We start from the raw sequence: 16,708 nt of genomic DNA, 5'->3' as shown, positions 1-16,708 counted from the left end.
CACCTTCCCGATGCTCGGTGGTGAAAAGCGGCACCGAGGCCGGAGGGAGTGGGGGCTTCCCTATCGCCCACCGGGTGGGGCCGGGTGGCCCCCGAGGGGTGAGAAAGCGCTCTCCGCGCCTTGTCGCGATGATCATGGTGATTCTTCCGGCGAAACGGACAGAATCGGGACTCTCCCCATGATCATCGGCGGAGGAGGCCCCGCACGCCGCGCCCCGGCTCCGCCCCACCCGTTGGGGCCCGGCGCCCCCACTCCCTCCGGCCTCGGTGCCGCTTTTCACCACCGAACAGCGGGAAGGTGCCCGCCGACAAGGCCGCCCAGCAGACCCCCAACCCTCCTCCCCGTCACCCCGCACGGAATCTGCCAACTTTTCCCCTCGTCTGTGCCGCTTGTCTGTGCCGCGGCGAGTCCGCGCAGGTCGCTCCGTACGCGTGCCAGACTTGGGGTATGCCTCCTTCTTTCGCCGAAGCCCGCGTCGATCTGGGCGTGATCAGTGAGAACGTCGCGGTTCTGCGCGGTCGGGCGCAAGGTGCGCAGGTCATGGGCGTCGTGAAGGCGGATGGCTACGGGCACGGGATGATCCCGGCCGCCCGCGCGATGCTGGCCGGCGGCGCGACCTGGCTGGGCACGGCGTTCATCGAGGAGGCCCTCGAACTCCGGGGCGCGGGGATCCAGGCGCCCACGGTCGCGTGGATCATTCCGCCCGGCGCCCCCCTGTCGGCGGCGATCGCCGCCGACATCGACCTCGGCGTGAGCGCGCTCTGGCTGCTCGACGAGATCGCGACAGCGGCGCGGGAGGCCGGACGCCGGGCCCGCGTCCACCTGAAGGCCGACACCGGGCTCACCCGCGGCGGCGTGACCGCCGCCGACTGGCCGGACGTCGTGACCGCCGCCGCCCGCGCCGAAGCGGCCGGACTGCTCCAGGTCACCGGTGTGTGGTCGCACTTCGCCTGCGCCGACGAGCCCGGACACCCCTCCATCGCCTCCCAGATCAACGTGTTCCACGAGGCCCTGGAGGTGGCGGAGAAGGGCGGGCTGCGCCCGGAGGTCCGCCACCTGGCCAACTCCCCGGCGACCCTCACCCTCCCCGAAACCCACTTCGACATGGTGCGCACCGGCATCGCCAGCTACGGGATCAACCCCATCCCCGAGCTCACCTTTCCCGAGCTGCGCCCGGCCATGACCCTCCACACGAAGATCGCCCTGGTCAAAAGGGTTCCGGAGGGCAGCGGCATATCGTATGGGCACCGCTACACCACCACGCGTCCGAGCACCCTCGCCCTCATCCCCCTGGGCTACGGCGACGGCATCCCGCGCGCCGCGACCAACCTCGGGCCGGTGCTGGCCGCCGGACGCCGCCGCACGGTCGCGGGGACCGTCTGCATGGACCAGTTCGTCCTCGACCTCGGCGATGACGACGCCGAGGCCGGCGACGACGCCATCCTCTTCGGCCCCGGCGACAACGGCGAACCCACGGCCGAGGACTGGGCGGCGGCACTGGGCACGATCCCCTACGAGATCGTCACGCGCATCAGCCCGCGCGTGCCGCGCGTCTACGTCGGCGGTGAGAGATCCCCGTCTTTCCCCTGAAGTGCCCCGCCCCAGGGCAGAGCGGAGCGGATTTCCCTCGCGCGATCCGCGACCAGCAGGGAACGGCTTCCGTCGCGGGGACACGCGAGTGCGGAGTTTTGCCTACCCTGGTGAAAGGCACCGACCTCGGGCCACATCTTCTTCGACACCGCTGTGAGCTCATGACCGATACCACCGAGACCACCACGCTGGGCGCGACCGCCCTCGTCACCGCCGAGACCGACGCGTCCATGCGGAACCTGGGCAAGCGCATCGCCGGGCTGCTGCGCCCCGGCGACCTGCTGATCATGTCCGGTCCCCTCGGCGCGGGGAAGACGACCCTGACCCAGGGCATCGCCGAGGGGCTGAACGTCCGCGGACCGGTCACCTCGCCCACCTTCGTGATCGCGCGCGTCCACCCGTCACTCGACGGCGGACCGGCGCTGCTGCACGTCGACGCCTACCGGCTGGGCAGCGCCGCCGAGGTCGACGACCTCGACCTGGACGCGGGGCTCGCCGACTCGGTCACCATCGTCGAGTGGGGCGAGGGTGTCGCCGAGGAGCTCTCCGACGACCGGCTGGAGATCTCCATCGACCGGCTCCCCAACGACACCCGCACCGTCCGGCTGACCGGTGTCGGCCCGCGGTGGGCCGATGCGGTACTGAGCGCGGAATAGGCTGGACCATCGTGCTGCTACTGGCTTTCGACACCGCGACCCCGGCGGTCACCGCCGCGGTCTGCGAGTTCTCTGGTTCCGGCGTCCGGGTGCGCGCGAGCGCGTCCTCGGTCGACGCGCGCCGCCACGGCGAACTCCTCACCCCGAGCGTGCGCGACGTCGCGGAACAGGCGGGCGTGACCCTCGGCGAGCTGACCCACATCGCGGTCGGCATCGGCCCCGGCCCCTACACCGGCCTGCGGGTCGGGCTCTCCACCGGGCACGCCCTCGCCGACGCGCTGGGCATCCCCTGCCACGGGGTCGCCACGCTGGACGCCATCGCGTTCGCCTCCGGCCGGACCGCCCCCTTCATCGCGGCCAGCGACGCGCGCCGCAAGGAGGTGTTCTGGGCGCACTACGCCGACGCCACCACGCGGACCGGTGAGATCTCCGTCGACCGGCCCGGCGACATCGACACCGGAGGGCTGCCGGTGATCGGCCACGGCGCGCAGATGTACGCCGAGGTCTTCGGGCAGGACGAGGCGGAGGCCGAGCCGCTGTACCCGTCCGCCGCGGCCCTGGGCGAAGTCGCGCTGCGCCGGCTGGCCTCGGGCGAGGAACTGCCCGAGCCCCGCCCCCTTTACCTGCGCCGCCCCGACGCTGTCGTGCCGGGAACGCCGAAGAAGGTGCGGCAATGGCAGGCGTGACCCCCGGTGTCGCGCTGCGCCCGATGGCCGCCGCCGATGTCGCCCAGGTGATCCGGCTGGAGGGCGAGCTGTTCCCCAAGGACGCCTGGACGGAGGGGATGCTCCGCGGTGAGATGGCGGAGGCCTCCCGGCACTATGTTGTCGCGCACGATGACAACGACGAGGAAACGGTGGTGGGCTACGCGGGGTTGCGCGCCGTGCCGCCGCAGGGCGACGTGCAGACCATCGCCGTTGCCGAGTCCCACTGGGGGAGAGGCATCGGCTCCGCGCTGCTGACGGAACTCGTCAACGAGGCCGGAGAACGCGGGGTCACCGACCTCTTCCTGGAGGTGCGCTCCGACAATCCGCGCGCCCGGGAGCTGTACCGCCGCTTCGGGTTCACCGAGATCGGCATCCGGCGCCGCTACTACCAGGACGCCGACGCGATCGTGATGCGCCGCTCAGCCACGGCCGCCGAGCGGGCCGCGGGCGGACTGTCGGCATCGGCCAACGGCACGCGCGCGGGCGCGGGTGCCGCCACGAGTCCGGACCTGAGCACCTCCACGGGCGCGGACGCGACCGTGGCGGAGAATGAAGAGAAGACGCGATGAGCAACCGTGACCTGCCCCTCATCATGGGGATCGAGACTTCGTGCGACGAGACCGGCGTCGGCCTCGTCCGCGGCTGCGAGCTGCTCGGCGACGAGGTGGCGTCCAGCGTCGAGCAGCACGTCCGCTTCGGCGGCGTCGTTCCCGAGGTGGCCAGCCGCGCCCACCTGGAGGCGATGCTGCCGACCGTGCACCGCGCGCTCGACAGCGCCGGGGCCAAGCTCTCCGACGTCGACGCGATCGCGGTGACGGCCGGGCCGGGCCTGGCCGGGGCGCTGCTCGTCGGAGTTTCGGCCGCCAAGGCCTACGCTCTCGCGCTCGGCAAGCCGCTCTACGGTGTCAACCACCTGGTCGGCCACGTGGCGGTGGACCAGCTGGAGCACGGCCCGCTGCCCAAGCCGGCCATCGCGCTGCTGGTGTCGGGCGGCCACACCTCCCTGCTGCTGGTGCGCGACGTGGCCACCGACGTCCAGTCGCTCGGCGACACCGTCGACGACGCCGCCGGAGAGGCCTACGACAAGGTCGCCCGCCTGCTTGGCCTGCCCTACCCGGGCGGCCCCCACATCGACCGCGCGGCCCGTGAGGGCGACCCCACGTCGATCCGCTTCCCGCGCGGCAAGTGGGGCGACGGCACCTACGACTTCTCCTTCTCCGGCCTGAAGACCGCGGTCGCCCGGTGGGTGGAGGACGGTGAGCGCAACGGGAGCGATCTGTCGGTCCCCGACATCGCCGCGGCCTTCCAGGAGTCCGTGGCCGATGTCCTCACCCGCAAGGCGGTGGACGCCTGCGTCGAACACGGCGTGGGCACCCTGGTCATCAGCGGCGGCGTGGCCGCCAACTCCCGCATCCGCGCCCTGGCGGAACAGCGCTGCGCCGAGGCCGGGCTGGAACTCCGCGTCCCCCGCCCGCGCCTGTGCACCGATAACGGCGCCATGATCGCCGCCCTGGGCGCCGAGGTCGTCGCCGCGGGCCTGACGCCGTCCGCCCTGGACCTGGCCACCGACACCTCCCTGCCGATCAACCGCCCTCTCGCGGTCTAACGGCGAGGTGAACCGCTGCTCCGCCATCGCGCGGTGCGCGGAGCGATGCGGGCCGAGGGCCGCCTACCTGTAGCGCCGGAAGCCTGTGGTTTCGATCCGGATGCCGTCAAGCGGCGACGGGAGTTCAATGGCTTCACCGAAGCGCGCTTCGTGCGTGGTGCGGTACCTGCCATTGCCCGGATCCGAGTAGACGAAGATGTCACCCTTGCGGGGATCCACGAGGAGATAGACGGGAATGTGCCAGGACGCGTATTCCTCAAGCTTGTCCGTGAAATCGGAGTTCGCGTTGCCCGGGGACGCGACCTCGACCGTCAGATCCACGACATCGGAGTCCAGCAGCCAGCCATCGTCGTCCTCCACCGCGGCGGGAACGACGACCAGGGCGGGTGAGGTGTAGTCGTCCGCGTCGATCGGGGACGCGATGGAGTACATCTGCTGTGCGATCCGACCCTCGTCGAGCTGGGCGAGGAGCTGCTGCTCGATCCGCCGGACGATGCCCCCGTGTTTGAACGAGGGAGTCGGTGACATCACGATGCGTCCCTTGATGATCTCGACACGGAAGCCTCTGGGAGTCGGAGCTTCCTCCACCTGTCGGCGTAACGAACCGGCCGTGGTGTGTCGATCCGGCAGGCTGATCGCCATGGTCACTCCTCTGACATCGTCTGCGACCGCATGATAGGCGGGGCATCTCCAGAGCGGCGAGACCTTCCACAGGCTGAGGAAAAAGGGCCGGCCCGTACGGACCGGCCCTTGGTGCCGCGCGGGTGACGACGCCCGAGTTACTCGTCGTCTTCGTCGTCCTCGTCGCGGCGGCGCTTCTTCTTGCCGTCGCGTCCGGGGCGCAGCAGCGCCTCGGCGAGGGCGAGCATGGTCTCTTCGAGGGACGCCAGGCGCTTGGTGACGTCGTCGTGGGACGTCTCCACGGCCTCGTTGATGGTCTCTTCGAACTCGTGCCGGTCGGGGCGGTTCTGGAGTTCGCGGAGGATCGGTTCCAGGGACTCGATCAGGGCGCGGTCGACGGCGTCGAAGCGGTCGGAGTGGTCGATGACCGGACGGTCGGCCAGTTCGGTGAGGCGGCGGTGGAGTTCGCTGACCTCCATCGAGGCGGGCAGCTGGCCGAGGCGCTGGTTGAGGGCTTCGAGGCGGTCGTCCACGGCCTCCAGGCGGCCGTCGACCCCGCTGATGTGGCCGTTGACGCCCTCGAACTGGCCTTCCACGCCGGTGACTCGGCCTTCGATTCCGTCGAGGCGGCCGTTGAGGCCGTCGAGGCGACCGTCGACACCGTCGATCTTGCCGTCGATGCCTTCGAAGCTGCCCTCGAAGTGGCCTTCGAAGGTGTCGAAGCGGTCGGAGAGCCGGCCCAGCCCGTGTTCGTACTTGCCGGTGATGGTGCTGAGGTGCGTCTCGACCTTGCCGCTCAGCTCCCGGTGCTGCTGGTCGAGGCGCTCGTCGACGGACGCGCGGTACTCCTCCAGCCGTTCGTCCACCGAGGCGCTGTGCTGCTCCAAGTGCTCGGCGACAGCCGACCGGTGCTGTTCGCTCAGCTCGGTCAGGGCGGTGTGCCGCTCGTCGACCTTCTCGTTGAGTTCGCGGACGTTGCGGTCCAGGGAGGCGCGCATCTCGGCCAGGGCGGACGTGGCTGTCGCCAGGTCCTCCTCGGCCTTGGCGCGGAGGGTCTCGGTGGTCTCCGCGAGCCGGGCGAGGATGCTCTCGCGCTGCTGGTCGTCGCGCTCGCGAAGTTCGGCGCGCTGCAGTTCGAGCTGGTCGTTCAGCTCGCCGAGGCGCTCACGCAGGTGGGTGCCGAAGGAACCGAGCTTCTCGTCGGTCGCCTCGGCCAGTTTCACGACCGCGCTGTTGGTATCGGCGACCGCGGCGGTGGCCTCGGCGTGGTTCTCGTCGGCCTGCGTGCTGAGGTTGGCCACGCTCTCGCGCAGGGCGGTGGTCAGCGCCTCGTGCTGCTCCTGGGCGGTGCCGGTCAGCGTCTGGACACCGTCGTCGAGCTTGGCGGTGAGGGCGGTGTGGTGCGTCTCGGCGGTGCCGCGCAGCTCCTCGGTGCTGGCGTCGACCTTGGTCCGCAGCTCCTCGGCGGCGCCGTCCAGCTTGCCGCTCAGCTGCTCGGTGGAGCTGTCGAGCTTGCCGCTCAGGGTCTCGGTCGCGCCGTCGAGCCTGCCGCCCAGGTCCTCAGCGGTGGTCTCCAGCTTCGTGGCGACGGTGCTGTGGTGCTCCTGGGACGTGTCGGTCAGGGTCTGGACACTGTCGTCGAGCTTGGCGGTGACCGCCTCGTGCTGTTCGAGCAGCGTGGTTCGCAGGGCATCGTGCCGCTCGCTGAAGGCCTCGGCCAGCGCCTCCCGCCCCTCGGTGACCGCCTGCTCCAGGGCGGCGCGGCCCTCGGCGACGGCGGCGGTCAGGGCCTCGTGCTGCTCGGCCGCCGAGCTCATGGCGGCCTCGTGCTGGCCGTCCACGCGCTCGCCGACGCCCGCGATCGCGGCCTCCAGGGCCTCGGCGCGGGTGGCCAGCGACTCGATGGCCTCATCGGCGCGGCTGAAGCGCGCCTCGATGGTGGAGGCCAGCTCCTCCAGGCGCTCGCTCACCGCGTCGACCTGGGCGGCGGTGCGGGAGCCCGTCTCGATGACTCCCTGTAGGCGGGTCAGCGCGGTGTCGACGTTGCCGCCGATCTGGCGGACGTCGGTGCGCAGCGTGGCCATTTCCGCCAGCGGCTTGACCCGTTCGCCGACCAACGCGATGTGCTCGGCGAGGGTCTCGGCCCACTCCGGCGGGCGCGTGCTGAGCTCGTCGACGCGGCTCTGCACCGTCGCGAGGCCCTCCGCCAGCGTGGCGAACTCCCGCTCACGGAACTCACGTAGCAGCCACTCCATGCCCTCAAGGCGCTGGCGCATCTCCTCGGAGATCGCGCCCTGCGTCTTCTGTTCCGAGACCTGGTCCTGCGCGGCCCGTGAGAGGAGGTCCCGCATTCGGTCGGAGATCCCGGTCTGACCTCCTCCATTGAGGAAGTTGTGATTCGACTGTTCCACCGAGGTGCTCCTTTGGCTCTGGCGCCCCAGTCCTGCTCCGACGGGAGGACGGGGGTGTTGTGGAGAGAATCGCCGGCACGGAAGTAACGGGGCGGGACCTGCCGACGTATTGCGTTCACATTCGGATGTCCGACGCCTACTCGCCGTAAGCCTGCGAGGCGTGGTGAACCAGAGTTCGTTAGGGGTTCACTCTCCGTCTGCACGGCCGACAGAGAATCCGGGAGTAGGGGGAATGGATGCAGTGGGGCTCAGTCTAACGACATGGACAGCGTTCACCGTGATCGAGTGGAAAAGACATCGGTTCCGGATGGAACACCGGCGTTCGTCACATTAGTACCGTCTGTCCCGTCAGTCACCCCCGCCCTTTTTGTGGAGTTGTCGGAAACTGTCTTTACGGGAAGGCCGTGACCTCGGAACACAGGAGGGCGAAGGGGCGCTCGCCGATCCTGGTGAGCACCACCACGGCCGACTCCGGCCCGGACGGCCGGAGATCCCGTCGCAGCTTTTCGACGTCGACGGCCGACCCGCGTTTCTTAATCGTTACGGTGCCGACGCGGCGTTCTCGGAGTGCGGAGCGCAGCCGTTTCAGGGAAAAGGGCAGGACGTCTCTCACTTCGTAGGCGCGCGAGAACGGCGTGGCGGCGAGCCGGTCGGACGTGATGTAGGCGATGTGCGGGTCGAGCAGGGCGCCGTCGATCTCCGCCGCCGCCTCGGCGACCAGATGGGCGCGGATCACCGCCCCGTCCGGCTCGTACAGGTAGCGGCCGGGCTCCGCCACCGGCGGAGCGCCCAGCGTAGGGTCGGCGGTCAGCATGGCCGGTTCCGCGCCCTCGCGCAGGAGCGTGGCCCGGCGGCCGCCGTCGCTCAGCCCCCCGAACCACAGCGCGGCCTCCTTCACCTCGCCGCCCACCGAGATCCACTCCGCCGCGCATCCCTCGGGGACGAGATCGTGCGGGATGCCCGGGGCCGCCTTCACGCACGCGGCCGACACGCCCTGGGCGAGCGCCATAACCTGGCTCCACGGCGGGGAGTAGGCGTCCGGGTCGAAGACACGGCCGCGCCTGCCCCGCCGCGCCGGGTCGCAGAACACCGCGTCATAGGCGCCGGGCGGGGTGGCGGTGACGTCGCCCTCCCGCGCATGGGCGCGCTCGCCCAGCCCCCGGGCCGCGATGTTGGCGTTGGCGACGGCCACCGTGAACGGATCGGCGTCGACACCCTCGACACGCAGCCCGGCCTCGGCCAGGCTCAGCAAATCGGCGCCGATCCCGCAGCCCAGGTCGCCGACGAGCGCTTCCCTCGGCACGGCGGCGGCGAAACGGCGGGCGCGGAGGGCGGCGACCGGGCGCCGGGTGGACTGCTCCAGCCCGTTGGGGGTGAAGTACATGCGCTCGGCCAGCTCGCCGAACTTCCCACGCGCGCGCCCGCGGAGGCGCGCCTGTGTGAGGGCCGCGCCGACCAGTTCGGACAGGTCCACCCCGAGGGCGTCGGTGCCCTCCACCGGCGCGCGGCGCAGCCGCGTGGCGACACCCAGCGGGTCGGCCTCGACCTCGGCAGGGTCCAGCGCCTCCAGTAGGCGCTGTCCGGCGGGCGTGAGCAGCGCTTCGAAAGCCGCGATATGAGCCGTGACCTGCCCGTTGCCCTGCACGCTCTTTTCCCCCTGTGACCTGTTGTTTGACGAGCCTCACGGGCACGACTAATGTTCCATACTGGCACTCTCAAGGGTAGAGTGCTAATCGCGACGAGGCCGGTCTGGCACCCGCGACGGCAGGCCGCCGTGGTCGCCCCTTTTACCAAGCATGACGTCTCGAACCATCGAATGAAGGGGGAGGTCACAACCGTGTCGACCGCCACCAAGACCGTGCTCAAGCCGCTTGAGGACCGCGTCGTCGTCAAGACGCTGGAGGCCGAGCAGACCACGGCGTCCGGCCTGGTCATCCCGGACACCGCCAAGGAGAAGCCGCAGGAGGGCGAGGTCCTCGCGGTGGGCCCGGGCCGCCTCGACGAGAAGGGCAACCGTGTCGCCCTCGACGTCAACGTGGGCGACGTCGTTCTGTACAGCAAGTACGGCGGCACCGAGGTCAAGTACAACAACGAGGAGTACCTCGTTCTCTCCGCCCGCGACCTGCTCGCGGTCGTCGAGAAGTAGGTCTCGGCATCCACTGAGGTCACCCATGTGACATCCCGCCCCGGCCGGCTCGCAGCCGGGCGGGGCGGTTCTCTTATTTTCCGACGTACTTGCACGGATTGAGGAAAGCTCACCATGCCGAAGATCCTGGAGTTCGAGGACGAGGCTCGCCGCGCCCTCGAGCGGGGCGTCGACAGCCTCGCCAACGCCGTGAAGGTGACGCTGGGCCCGCGTGGCCGCAACGTCGTCATCGACAAGAAGTTCGGCGCTCCGACCATCACCAACGACGGTGTGACCGTCGCCCGTGAGATCGAGCTGGAGGACCCCTACGAGGACCTGGGCGCCCAGCTCGTCAAGGAGGTCGCCACCAAGACCAACGACACCGCGGGCGACGGCACCACCACCGCCACCGTGCTCGCCCAGGCGCTCGTGCGCGAGGGCCTGCGCAGCGTGGCCGCCGGTGCGTCCCCGATGTCGCTGAAGAAGGGCATCGACGCCGCCGCGGCCCGCGTCTCCGAAGCGCTCGTGGAGCGCGCTCGCGAGGTCGGCGAGCGCGAGGACATCGCCTACGTCGCGACCAACTCCGCTCAGGACGAGCAGATCGGCGACATGATCGCCGAGGCCTTCGACAAGGTCGGCAAGGACGGTGTCATCACCGTCGAGGAGGCCCCGACCTTCGGCCTCGACCTCGACTTCACCGAGGGCATGCAGTTCGACAAGGGGTACATCTCGCCCTACTTCGTGACCGACGGCGACCGCCAGGAGGCGGTGCTGGAGGACGCGCAGATCCTGATCAACCAGGGCAAGATCTCCAGCCTCAACGAGCTGCTTCCGCTGCTGGAGAAAGTTGTCCAGAACAAGAAGCCGCTGCTGATCATCGCCGAGGACATCGAGGGCGACGCGCTCGGCGCGCTGGTCCTCAACAAGATCCGGGGCGCGCTCAACGTCGCCGCGGTCAAGGCCCCCGGCTTCGGCGAGCGTCGCAAGGCGATGCTGCAGGACATCGCCACCCTCACCGGCGGCCAGGTCATCGCCGAGGAGGTCGGCCTCACCCTGGAGAACGCCGAGCTCGACGTCCTGGGCTCCGCCCGTCGCATCACCATCACCAAGGACGCCACCACCATCGTCGACGGTGGCGGTGAGCAGTCGGCGGTCGACGACCGGGTCCGGCAGATCCGCAAGGAGATCGAGGCCAGCGACTCCGACTGGGACCGCGAGAAGCTGCAGGAGCGCCTGGCCAAGCTGGCCGGCGGCGTCTCCGTGCTGCGTGTCGGCGCGGCCACCGAGGTGGAGCTCAAGGAGAAGAAGCACCGCCTGGAGGACGCCATCTCGGCCACCCGCGCCGCGATCGAGGAGGGCATCGTCCCCGGCGGCGGCGCCTCCCTGGTGCACGCCGCCGCGGCCCTGGACGGCCTCAACCTGAGCGGCGACGAGGCCACCGGCGTGTCGATCGTCCGCAGGGCGCTCAACGAGCCGGCCCGCTGGATCGCCGAGAACGCGGGCGCCGAGGGCTACGTGGTCACCTACAAGATCGCCGAGCAGGAGAGCGGCCACGGCTACAACGCCGCCACCGGCGAGTACGGTGACCTCATGGCCCAGGGCATCATCGACCCGGTCAAGGTGACCCGCTCCGCGGTGCAGAACGCCGCCTCCATCGCCGGCATGCTGCTGACGACCGAGGCGCTGGTCGTCGACAAGCCGGAGGAAGAGGACGCGAACGCGGCCGGCGGTCACGGCCACGGTCACGGCCACTGATCTCCGCTGATCTCCGCCCCTCGGGGCGGTGAGGCGGCCCGCCGACGCGGGCGTCTGCCGTACCACGCGTGCCCTGGGTTCCCACTCGGGGCACGCGTGCCATTACCCGGCATTTCCCTTAAATGTGATCATTCTGTAGCCGCGGTTCGTGACTGGCGGGTCCACCGGCGGGGGCATCATTCGATACGTGACGGATCCACGCGGTGCGGGGGGCATGCTCGCGGAACGATCAGGTGCCCGACGGCACGACTCAGAATTGAGCCAGCTAACCACGCTGGCGGTCCAAGGTGATCATGGGGCGGTCGACTCCCTTATTCGGGAGGTGCGCCCCATGGTCGTCCGGTACTGCCGGGCGCGCCTGGCCCGCGTCTCGGGTTACGTACACTATTCCGATGACGTCGCGCAAGAGGTGTGCATCGCACTCCTGGCCGCGCTCCCCCGCTACGAGGACATGGGTCGGCCCTTCGCGTCGTTCGTGTTCGGGATCGCCGCGCACAAGGTGGCCGACGCCCTGCGCGGCTCCACCCGCGATGTTCCCACCGACGCGGTACCGGACTGTCCCGACGACGGTCCGGGGCCGGAGGAGGCCGCGGTGCGCACCGTCGAGGCGGAACGGGCCCGGGCACTGCTCAGTGAACTCCCCGAGCAGCAGCGTCGGCTGCTGGTCATGCGCGTGATTGCGGGTCTATCTGCTGATGAGACGGGACATGTTCTGGGAATGTCGGCCGGAGCGGTTCGGGTTGCCCAGCACCGAGCTCTTGCTCGGCTTCGGAAGGTGGCCGTGGCGAACCGCCTCATCTAGCCGTACCCACCACGCCCCGCTCCGTCCCGGTCCCCGCGGCCGTCGCTGCCCCTCCCGGATCCGCACCCGCGACCACTGCGCCTACGGCCGCGGCCTCCGCTGACAGGGGCGTCCTTCCGGTGACCACCCGTGCCGCACGCGACGCCGCGCCCGCACGGGTGTGATCCGTCCCACCGGGTGCCCGGTGTGACGTGGGTCGTCACCCCAGACGCAAGATGCGCGCCGGTCAGCGCCCTAGGATGAAAAAGACACGCGGGAGTGGTCGCAAGAGGGCGGAGGGCGTCATGACGTACATGAACACGGGGGACGGCGACAAGATTCTGCCGCCGGGACTCACCTACGACGACGTGCTGCTGGTTCCGGGCTACTCGGATCTGCAGCCGGGAGAGACCGACACCGGCACCCGGCTCTCCCGCAACATCAGCCTGCGCATCCCGCTGCTGTCGGCCGCCATGGACACCGTGACCGAGGCGCGCATGGCCGTGGCCATGGCCCGCCAAGGCGGCGCCGGGGTACTGCACCGCAACCTGTCGATCGAGGACCAGGCCGCCCAGGTCGACCTGGTGAAGCGGTCGGAGGCGGGCATGGTCACCGACCCGGTGACCTGCGGCCCCGACGACACGCTCGCCGACGTCGAGGCGCTCAGCGCGCACTACCGAATCTCCGGCGCCCCGGTCACCGACGACGACGGGCGCCTGGTCGGCATCGTCACCAACCGCGACATGCGCTTCGAGGACGACCGCAGCCGCCGGGTGCGCGACGTCATGACCCCGATGCCGCTGGTCACCGCGCCCGTCGGGGTGAGCCGCGACGAGGCCTACCGGCTGCTGCGCGAGAACAAGGTCGAGAAGCTTCCGCTGGTCGACGGCGACGGGCGGCTGCGCGGCCTGATCACCGTCAAGGACTTCATCAAGAGCGAGCAGTTCCCCGACGCCACCAAGGACGCCGACGGCCGCCTCGTCGTCGGCGCCGCCGTGGGCGTGGGTCCGGACGCCGAGCAGCGGGCCAAGGCCCTCATGGACGCCGGCGCCGACTTCATCGTCGTCGACACCGCCCACGGCCACTCCGCCGGGGTGATGGAGATGATCGCCAAGCTCAAGGCCAATTCCCGCGCCGACATCATCGGCGGCAACATCTCCACCCGCGCCGCCGCACAGGCCCTCATCGACGCCGGTGCCGACGCCGTCAAGGTCGGGGTGGGCCCCGGCTCCATCTGCACCACCCGCGTTGTCGCCGGTGTGGGCGCACCCCAGGTCACCGCCGTCCTGGAGGCCTCCAAAGCGGCCGGACCCGCCAACGTCCCGGTGATCGCCGACGGCGGCCTGCAGTACTCCGGCGACATCGCCAAGGCCCTCGTGGCCGGTGCGAGCACCGTCATGCTCGGCAGCCTGCTGGCGGGCGTGGAGGAGAGCCCGGGCGAGCTCATCTTCATCAACGGCAAGCAGTACAAGACCTACCGCGGCATGGGGTCGCTCGGCGCGATGCGCGGGCGCTCCTTCTCCAAGGACCGCTACTCCCAGGCCGATGTCGCCTCCGAGGAGAAGCTCATCCCCGAGGGCGTCGAGGGCCAGGTGCCCTACCGCGGACCGCTGCGGGCGGTCTCGCACCAGCTCACCGGTGGCCTGCGGCAGTCCATGTGGTACGCGGGCACACGCACCGTCGCCGAGCTGCGGGAGAAGGGCCAGCTCATGCGGATCACCTCGGCCGGTCTCAAGGAGAGCCACCCGCACGACATCCAGATGACCGTCGAGGCGCCGAACTACTCCCGGCGCTAGAAGCGTTTCGAAGGGTCGCGGAATCGGCGGGTCCGCCAGGATCCCGGTCGGCCAGGCCGTTCGCCTCGTCCCGGGACGGGCGTCCCGGGACGAGGCGGGCCGTCGCCACCCGGCCCGGCGGTAAACTCGCGGCGGCAGTATCCGCCGGGGATGGTTCCGGTGAAGCACGCAAGAGGGGATCTAAGCGTTGGCTCAGGTTGAGATCGGGCTGGGCAAGAACGGGCGCCGCGCCTACGAGCTCGACGAGATCGGGATCGTTCCCGCCCGACGGACCCGCGACCCCGAGGAAGTGTCCATCGCGTGGCAGATCGACGCGTACCGGTTTGAAACACCGCTGGTCGTCAGCCCGATGGACAGCGTCGCCTCGCCGAAGACGATCGTCTCCGTCGGCGAGCTCGGCGGGCTGGGCGTTCTCGACCTCGAAGGGCTGTGGACGCGCTACGAAGACCCCGAGCCGCTGCTGGCCGAGATCCACGAACTCGATGACGAGGCCGCGACCCTGCGGCTGCAGGAGATCTACTCCGCCCCCATCAAGGAGGAGCTGATCGGCCGCCGCATCGAGGAGATCCGCGCGTCCGGAGTCGTCACCGCAGCCCGGCTTTCGCCGCAGCGCACCGCCCAATACCACAAGGCCGTGATCGACGCCGGTGTCGACATCTTCGTCATCCGCGGAACCACGGTCTCCGCCGAGCACGTCTCCGGGCGCGCCGAACCGCTCAACCTCAAGCAGTTCATCTACGACCTGGACGTCCCGGTCGTCGTCGGCGGCTGCGCCACCTACACTGCGGCGCTGCACCTGATGCGCACCGGTGCGGCCGGTGTGCTGGTCGGCTTCGGCGGCGGCTCCGGGCACACCACCCGCTCCGTGCTGGGCGTGGCCGTGCCGATGGCGAGCGCCATCGGCGATGTGGCCGCGGCCCGCCGCGACTACCTCGACGAGTCCGGTGGCCGCTACGTGCACGTCATCGCCGACGGTGGGATGACCAGCAGCGGCGACATCGCCAAGGCGCTGGCCTGCGGCTCCGACGCCGTCATGGTCGGATCGCCGCTGGCGCGTGCCGCCGAGGCGCCCGGCCACGGCTACCACTGGGGCAGCGAGGCCCACCACAGCGAGCTGCCGCGGGGCGAGCGGGTGCACGTCGGCACCATCGGCGACCTCCAATCGATCCTGCACGGCCCCGCGTCGACCAGCGACGGCTCGATGAACATGATGGGTGCGCTCCGCCGGACCATGGCCACCGCCGGGTACACCGACCTCAAGGAGTTCCAGCGGGTCGAGGTCGTGGTCAACCCGCACCGCTGACCGACGCTCGGGCGCGCCCCGCCCCTCGGGGCGCGCCGTAGCGCACATCCGCGGGTAGCGCCGGACGCGGGCGAGGCGCGCGTCCGGCGCCCCTGGCGGGGAGCCCTCCCCGGCGCAGGCGCGAACGGGCGCGAACCGCCGAGGACACGCTCGCTCGTCTGGGCGGGCGGGTCACGCCGGTCCCGCATTACCATCGACCGGCGCGCCGCTCGCGCGCAATCGAGCGGTGTCCTTCCTTTTTTCGTTCGGCCCCTGCCCGTGATCCGCGAAGTCGCGTAGGTTGTTCTCTCGGCGTAGGCCGTTGCGTACATGAGGGTGTGCTGAGGGCGACCGATTCGCCCCGGCGTGCCCTCGGTGAGCGAGTGAGGTAGTCCGTGACAGTTTCCCCCCCGGTCGGGCAGGACGCGGAAGCGTCCACAGCCAAACCCCTCCCTCATCGGAAACCCGCCGTGGTCGCCGCCGCGGCCGTCCTCTCCGCGGCGGGACTGACCGCCGGGATCGTGGCCGTCGTCGGCGGTCTTCACCCTTCAGCGGTCCCCCCGCAGCCCCCACCCGGCCCGCAGGAGGCCGGCGGCGTGATCGACACCGTCCCCGCCGACGGCGCGGAAGCGGCGGAACAGGCCGACCTCCACGCCGACGAACGCCCGTCGCCCGCCTCCCGGGAGACCGCGTCGGCGGACCCCCTCCCCGAGTGGCTCGACAACATTTCCGCGGCATCCGGCGTGCCGCGCCGCGCCCTGCTGGCCTACGCCAACGCGCAGCTGCGGCTGATGGAGGAGCAGCCGCGGTGCCGGATCTCCTGGCCCACTCTGGCCGCCATCGGTGAGGTGGAGTCCAAGCACGGGACGTACGCGGGCGGGAAGGTCGGGCCCGACGGGCGCACCACCGTCGACATCATCGGAATCCCCCTCGACGGCTCCAACAACACCGTGGCCATTGGCGACACCGACGGCGGCGACCTCGACGGCGACACCCGATGGGACCGCGCGGTCGGGCCGATGCAGTTCATCCCCACCACCTGGGAGCAGTGGGGCGCCGACGCCGACGGCGACGGCCGCGCCAACCCGCACGACATCGACGACACCGCGCTGAGCGCCGCCCGCTACCTGTGCGCGGAGGGACGCGACCTGACCGACCAGGAGGACTGGTGGCGGGCGGTGCTCTCCTATAACCAGTCCGAGTCCTACGCCCGCGACATCCTCGACATCGCCAACCGCTACGCGGCCGACGCCGCACGCGCCACCTGACCCGCGCGCCCGTCCTCCCGAAACTGGCGGTGGTCTCGCAGCCTTCGACCACACCATGGCGCACATCCGGTCGATGTCTCCGGTACCAGCCACGGCACCGGTGACTCCCG

13 protein-coding genes and 1 pseudogene are annotated in these 16,708 nt (G+C 70.6%); 11 read left to right on the top strand and 3 right to left on the bottom strand.

Annotation, left to right across the window (positions count from 1 at the left end):
* Positions 1 to 447: 447 nt before the first annotated feature.
* From alr to tsaD, 5 genes and pseudogenes are all read left to right on the top strand, one after another.
* Positions 448 to 1,590 (top strand): alanine racemase, encoded by a 1,143-nt coding sequence (gene alr, locus ABD259_RS09405; RefSeq protein ID WP_344161561.1) that lies wholly within the window; start codon positions 448 to 450, stop codon positions 1,588 to 1,590.
* A 161-nt stretch (positions 1,591 to 1,751) separates the two neighbouring features.
* A complete protein-coding gene (tsaE, locus tag ABD259_RS09400) occupies positions 1,752 to 2,246 on the top strand; it encodes a tRNA (adenosine(37)-N6)-threonylcarbamoyltransferase complex ATPase subunit type 1 TsaE (protein WP_344161558.1) in 495 nt (164 codons plus the stop codon).
* A gap of 11 nt (positions 2,247 to 2,257) precedes the next feature.
* Entirely contained in the window at positions 2,258 to 2,932 is a 675-nt protein-coding gene (gene tsaB / locus ABD259_RS09395) for a tRNA (adenosine(37)-N6)-threonylcarbamoyltransferase complex dimerization subunit type 1 TsaB (RefSeq protein ID WP_344161555.1), read from the top strand.
* Positions 2,920 to 3,396 (top strand): annotated as a pseudogene (gene rimI / locus ABD259_RS09390) (ribosomal protein S18-alanine N-acetyltransferase); the annotation flags it as partial. The gene tsaB and the pseudogene rimI, both read left to right, overlap by 13 nt.
* A 122-nt stretch (positions 3,397 to 3,518) precedes the next feature.
* Positions 3,519 to 4,559, top strand: a complete 1,041-nt coding sequence (gene tsaD, locus ABD259_RS09385; RefSeq protein WP_344161552.1) for a tRNA (adenosine(37)-N6)-threonylcarbamoyltransferase complex transferase subunit TsaD — start codon at positions 3,519 to 3,521, stop codon at positions 4,557 to 4,559.
* 63 nt (positions 4,560 to 4,622) lie between these two features.
* On the opposite strand, the gene ABD259_RS09380 is transcribed toward tsaD, so the two are convergent.
* The 3 genes from ABD259_RS09380 to ABD259_RS09370 form a co-directional block, all read right to left on the bottom strand.
* Positions 4,623 to 5,201: a Uma2 family endonuclease gene (locus tag ABD259_RS09380; protein ID WP_344161549.1), complete on the bottom strand. Its 579-nt coding sequence runs from the start codon at positions 5,199 to 5,201 to the stop codon at positions 4,623 to 4,625.
* A 137-nt stretch (positions 5,202 to 5,338) separates the two neighbouring features.
* Positions 5,339 to 7,591 carry an apolipoprotein A-IV repeat region-like domain-containing protein gene (locus ABD259_RS09375; RefSeq protein WP_344161546.1) on the bottom strand — a complete coding sequence of 751 codons (2,253 nt, stop codon included), beginning with the start codon at positions 7,589 to 7,591 and terminating at the stop codon, positions 5,339 to 5,341.
* A gap of 391 nt (positions 7,592 to 7,982) precedes the next feature.
* A complete protein-coding gene (locus ABD259_RS09370) occupies positions 7,983 to 9,236 on the bottom strand; it encodes a class I SAM-dependent methyltransferase (RefSeq protein WP_344161543.1) in 1,254 nt (417 codons plus the stop codon).
* A gap of 192 nt (positions 9,237 to 9,428) precedes the next feature.
* On the opposite strand from ABD259_RS09370, the gene groES reads away from it, so the two are divergent.
* From groES to ABD259_RS09340, 6 genes are all read left to right on the top strand, one after another.
* On the top strand, positions 9,429 to 9,737 hold the full coding sequence (gene groES, locus ABD259_RS09365) for a co-chaperone GroES (protein WP_425573500.1): 309 nt from the start codon (positions 9,429 to 9,431) through the stop codon (positions 9,735 to 9,737).
* A gap of 114 nt (positions 9,738 to 9,851) precedes the next feature.
* Complete coding sequence (groL, locus tag ABD259_RS09360; RefSeq protein ID WP_344100327.1) at positions 9,852 to 11,471, top strand: chaperonin GroEL; 1,620 nt, start codon at positions 9,852 to 9,854, stop codon at positions 11,469 to 11,471.
* A 214-nt stretch (positions 11,472 to 11,685) separates the two neighbouring features.
* Positions 11,686 to 12,273, top strand: a complete 588-nt coding sequence (locus tag ABD259_RS09355; protein ID WP_344100810.1) for a sigma-70 family RNA polymerase sigma factor — start codon at positions 11,686 to 11,688, stop codon at positions 12,271 to 12,273.
* Positions 12,274 to 12,557: 284 nt separating this feature from the next.
* The gene (gene guaB / locus ABD259_RS09350) at positions 12,558 to 14,048 is read left to right on the top strand and encodes an IMP dehydrogenase (protein ID WP_344100325.1); all 1,491 of its coding nucleotides are present in this window, start codon (positions 12,558 to 12,560) and stop codon (positions 14,046 to 14,048) included.
* A 187-nt stretch (positions 14,049 to 14,235) separates the two neighbouring features.
* Positions 14,236 to 15,351, top strand: coding sequence for a GuaB3 family IMP dehydrogenase-related protein (locus ABD259_RS09345; protein WP_344100323.1), 1,116 nt, complete (start codon positions 14,236 to 14,238; stop codon positions 15,349 to 15,351).
* A 374-nt stretch (positions 15,352 to 15,725) separates the two neighbouring features.
* Complete coding sequence (locus ABD259_RS09340) at positions 15,726 to 16,598, top strand: lytic transglycosylase domain-containing protein (RefSeq protein ID WP_344100321.1); 873 nt, start codon at positions 15,726 to 15,728, stop codon at positions 16,596 to 16,598.
* Positions 16,599 to 16,708 lie beyond the last annotated feature (110 nt).

Source organism: Nocardiopsis rhodophaea (assembly GCF_039530945.1).
Taxonomy (GTDB): Bacteria; Actinomycetota; Actinomycetes; order Streptosporangiales; family Streptosporangiaceae; genus Nocardiopsis_C; species Nocardiopsis_C rhodophaea.
This window is presented reverse-complemented; position numbering and strand designations above follow the sequence as displayed.

Bases quoted from the DNA above. Each gene is read 5' to 3' on its own strand.
- tsaD (WP_344161552.1), top strand. From the start codon at position 3,519: ATGAGCAACCGTGACCTGCCCCTCATCATGGGGATCGAGACTTCGTGC.
- guaB (WP_344100325.1), top strand. From the start codon at position 12,558: ATGACGTACATGAACACGGGGGACGGCGACAAGATTCTGCCGCCGGGA.
- ABD259_RS09355 (WP_344100810.1), top strand. From the start codon at position 11,686: ATGCTCGCGGAACGATCAGGTGCCCGACGGCACGACTCAGAATTGAGC.
- groL (WP_344100327.1), top strand. From the start codon at position 9,852: ATGCCGAAGATCCTGGAGTTCGAGGACGAGGCTCGCCGCGCCCTCGAG.
- alr (WP_344161561.1), top strand. From the start codon at position 448: ATGCCTCCTTCTTTCGCCGAAGCCCGCGTCGATCTGGGCGTGATCAGT.
- ABD259_RS09380 (WP_344161549.1), bottom strand. From the start codon at position 5,201: ATGGCGATCAGCCTGCCGGATCGACACACCACGGCCGGTTCGTTACGC.
- tsaE (WP_344161558.1), top strand. From the start codon at position 1,752: ATGACCGATACCACCGAGACCACCACGCTGGGCGCGACCGCCCTCGTC.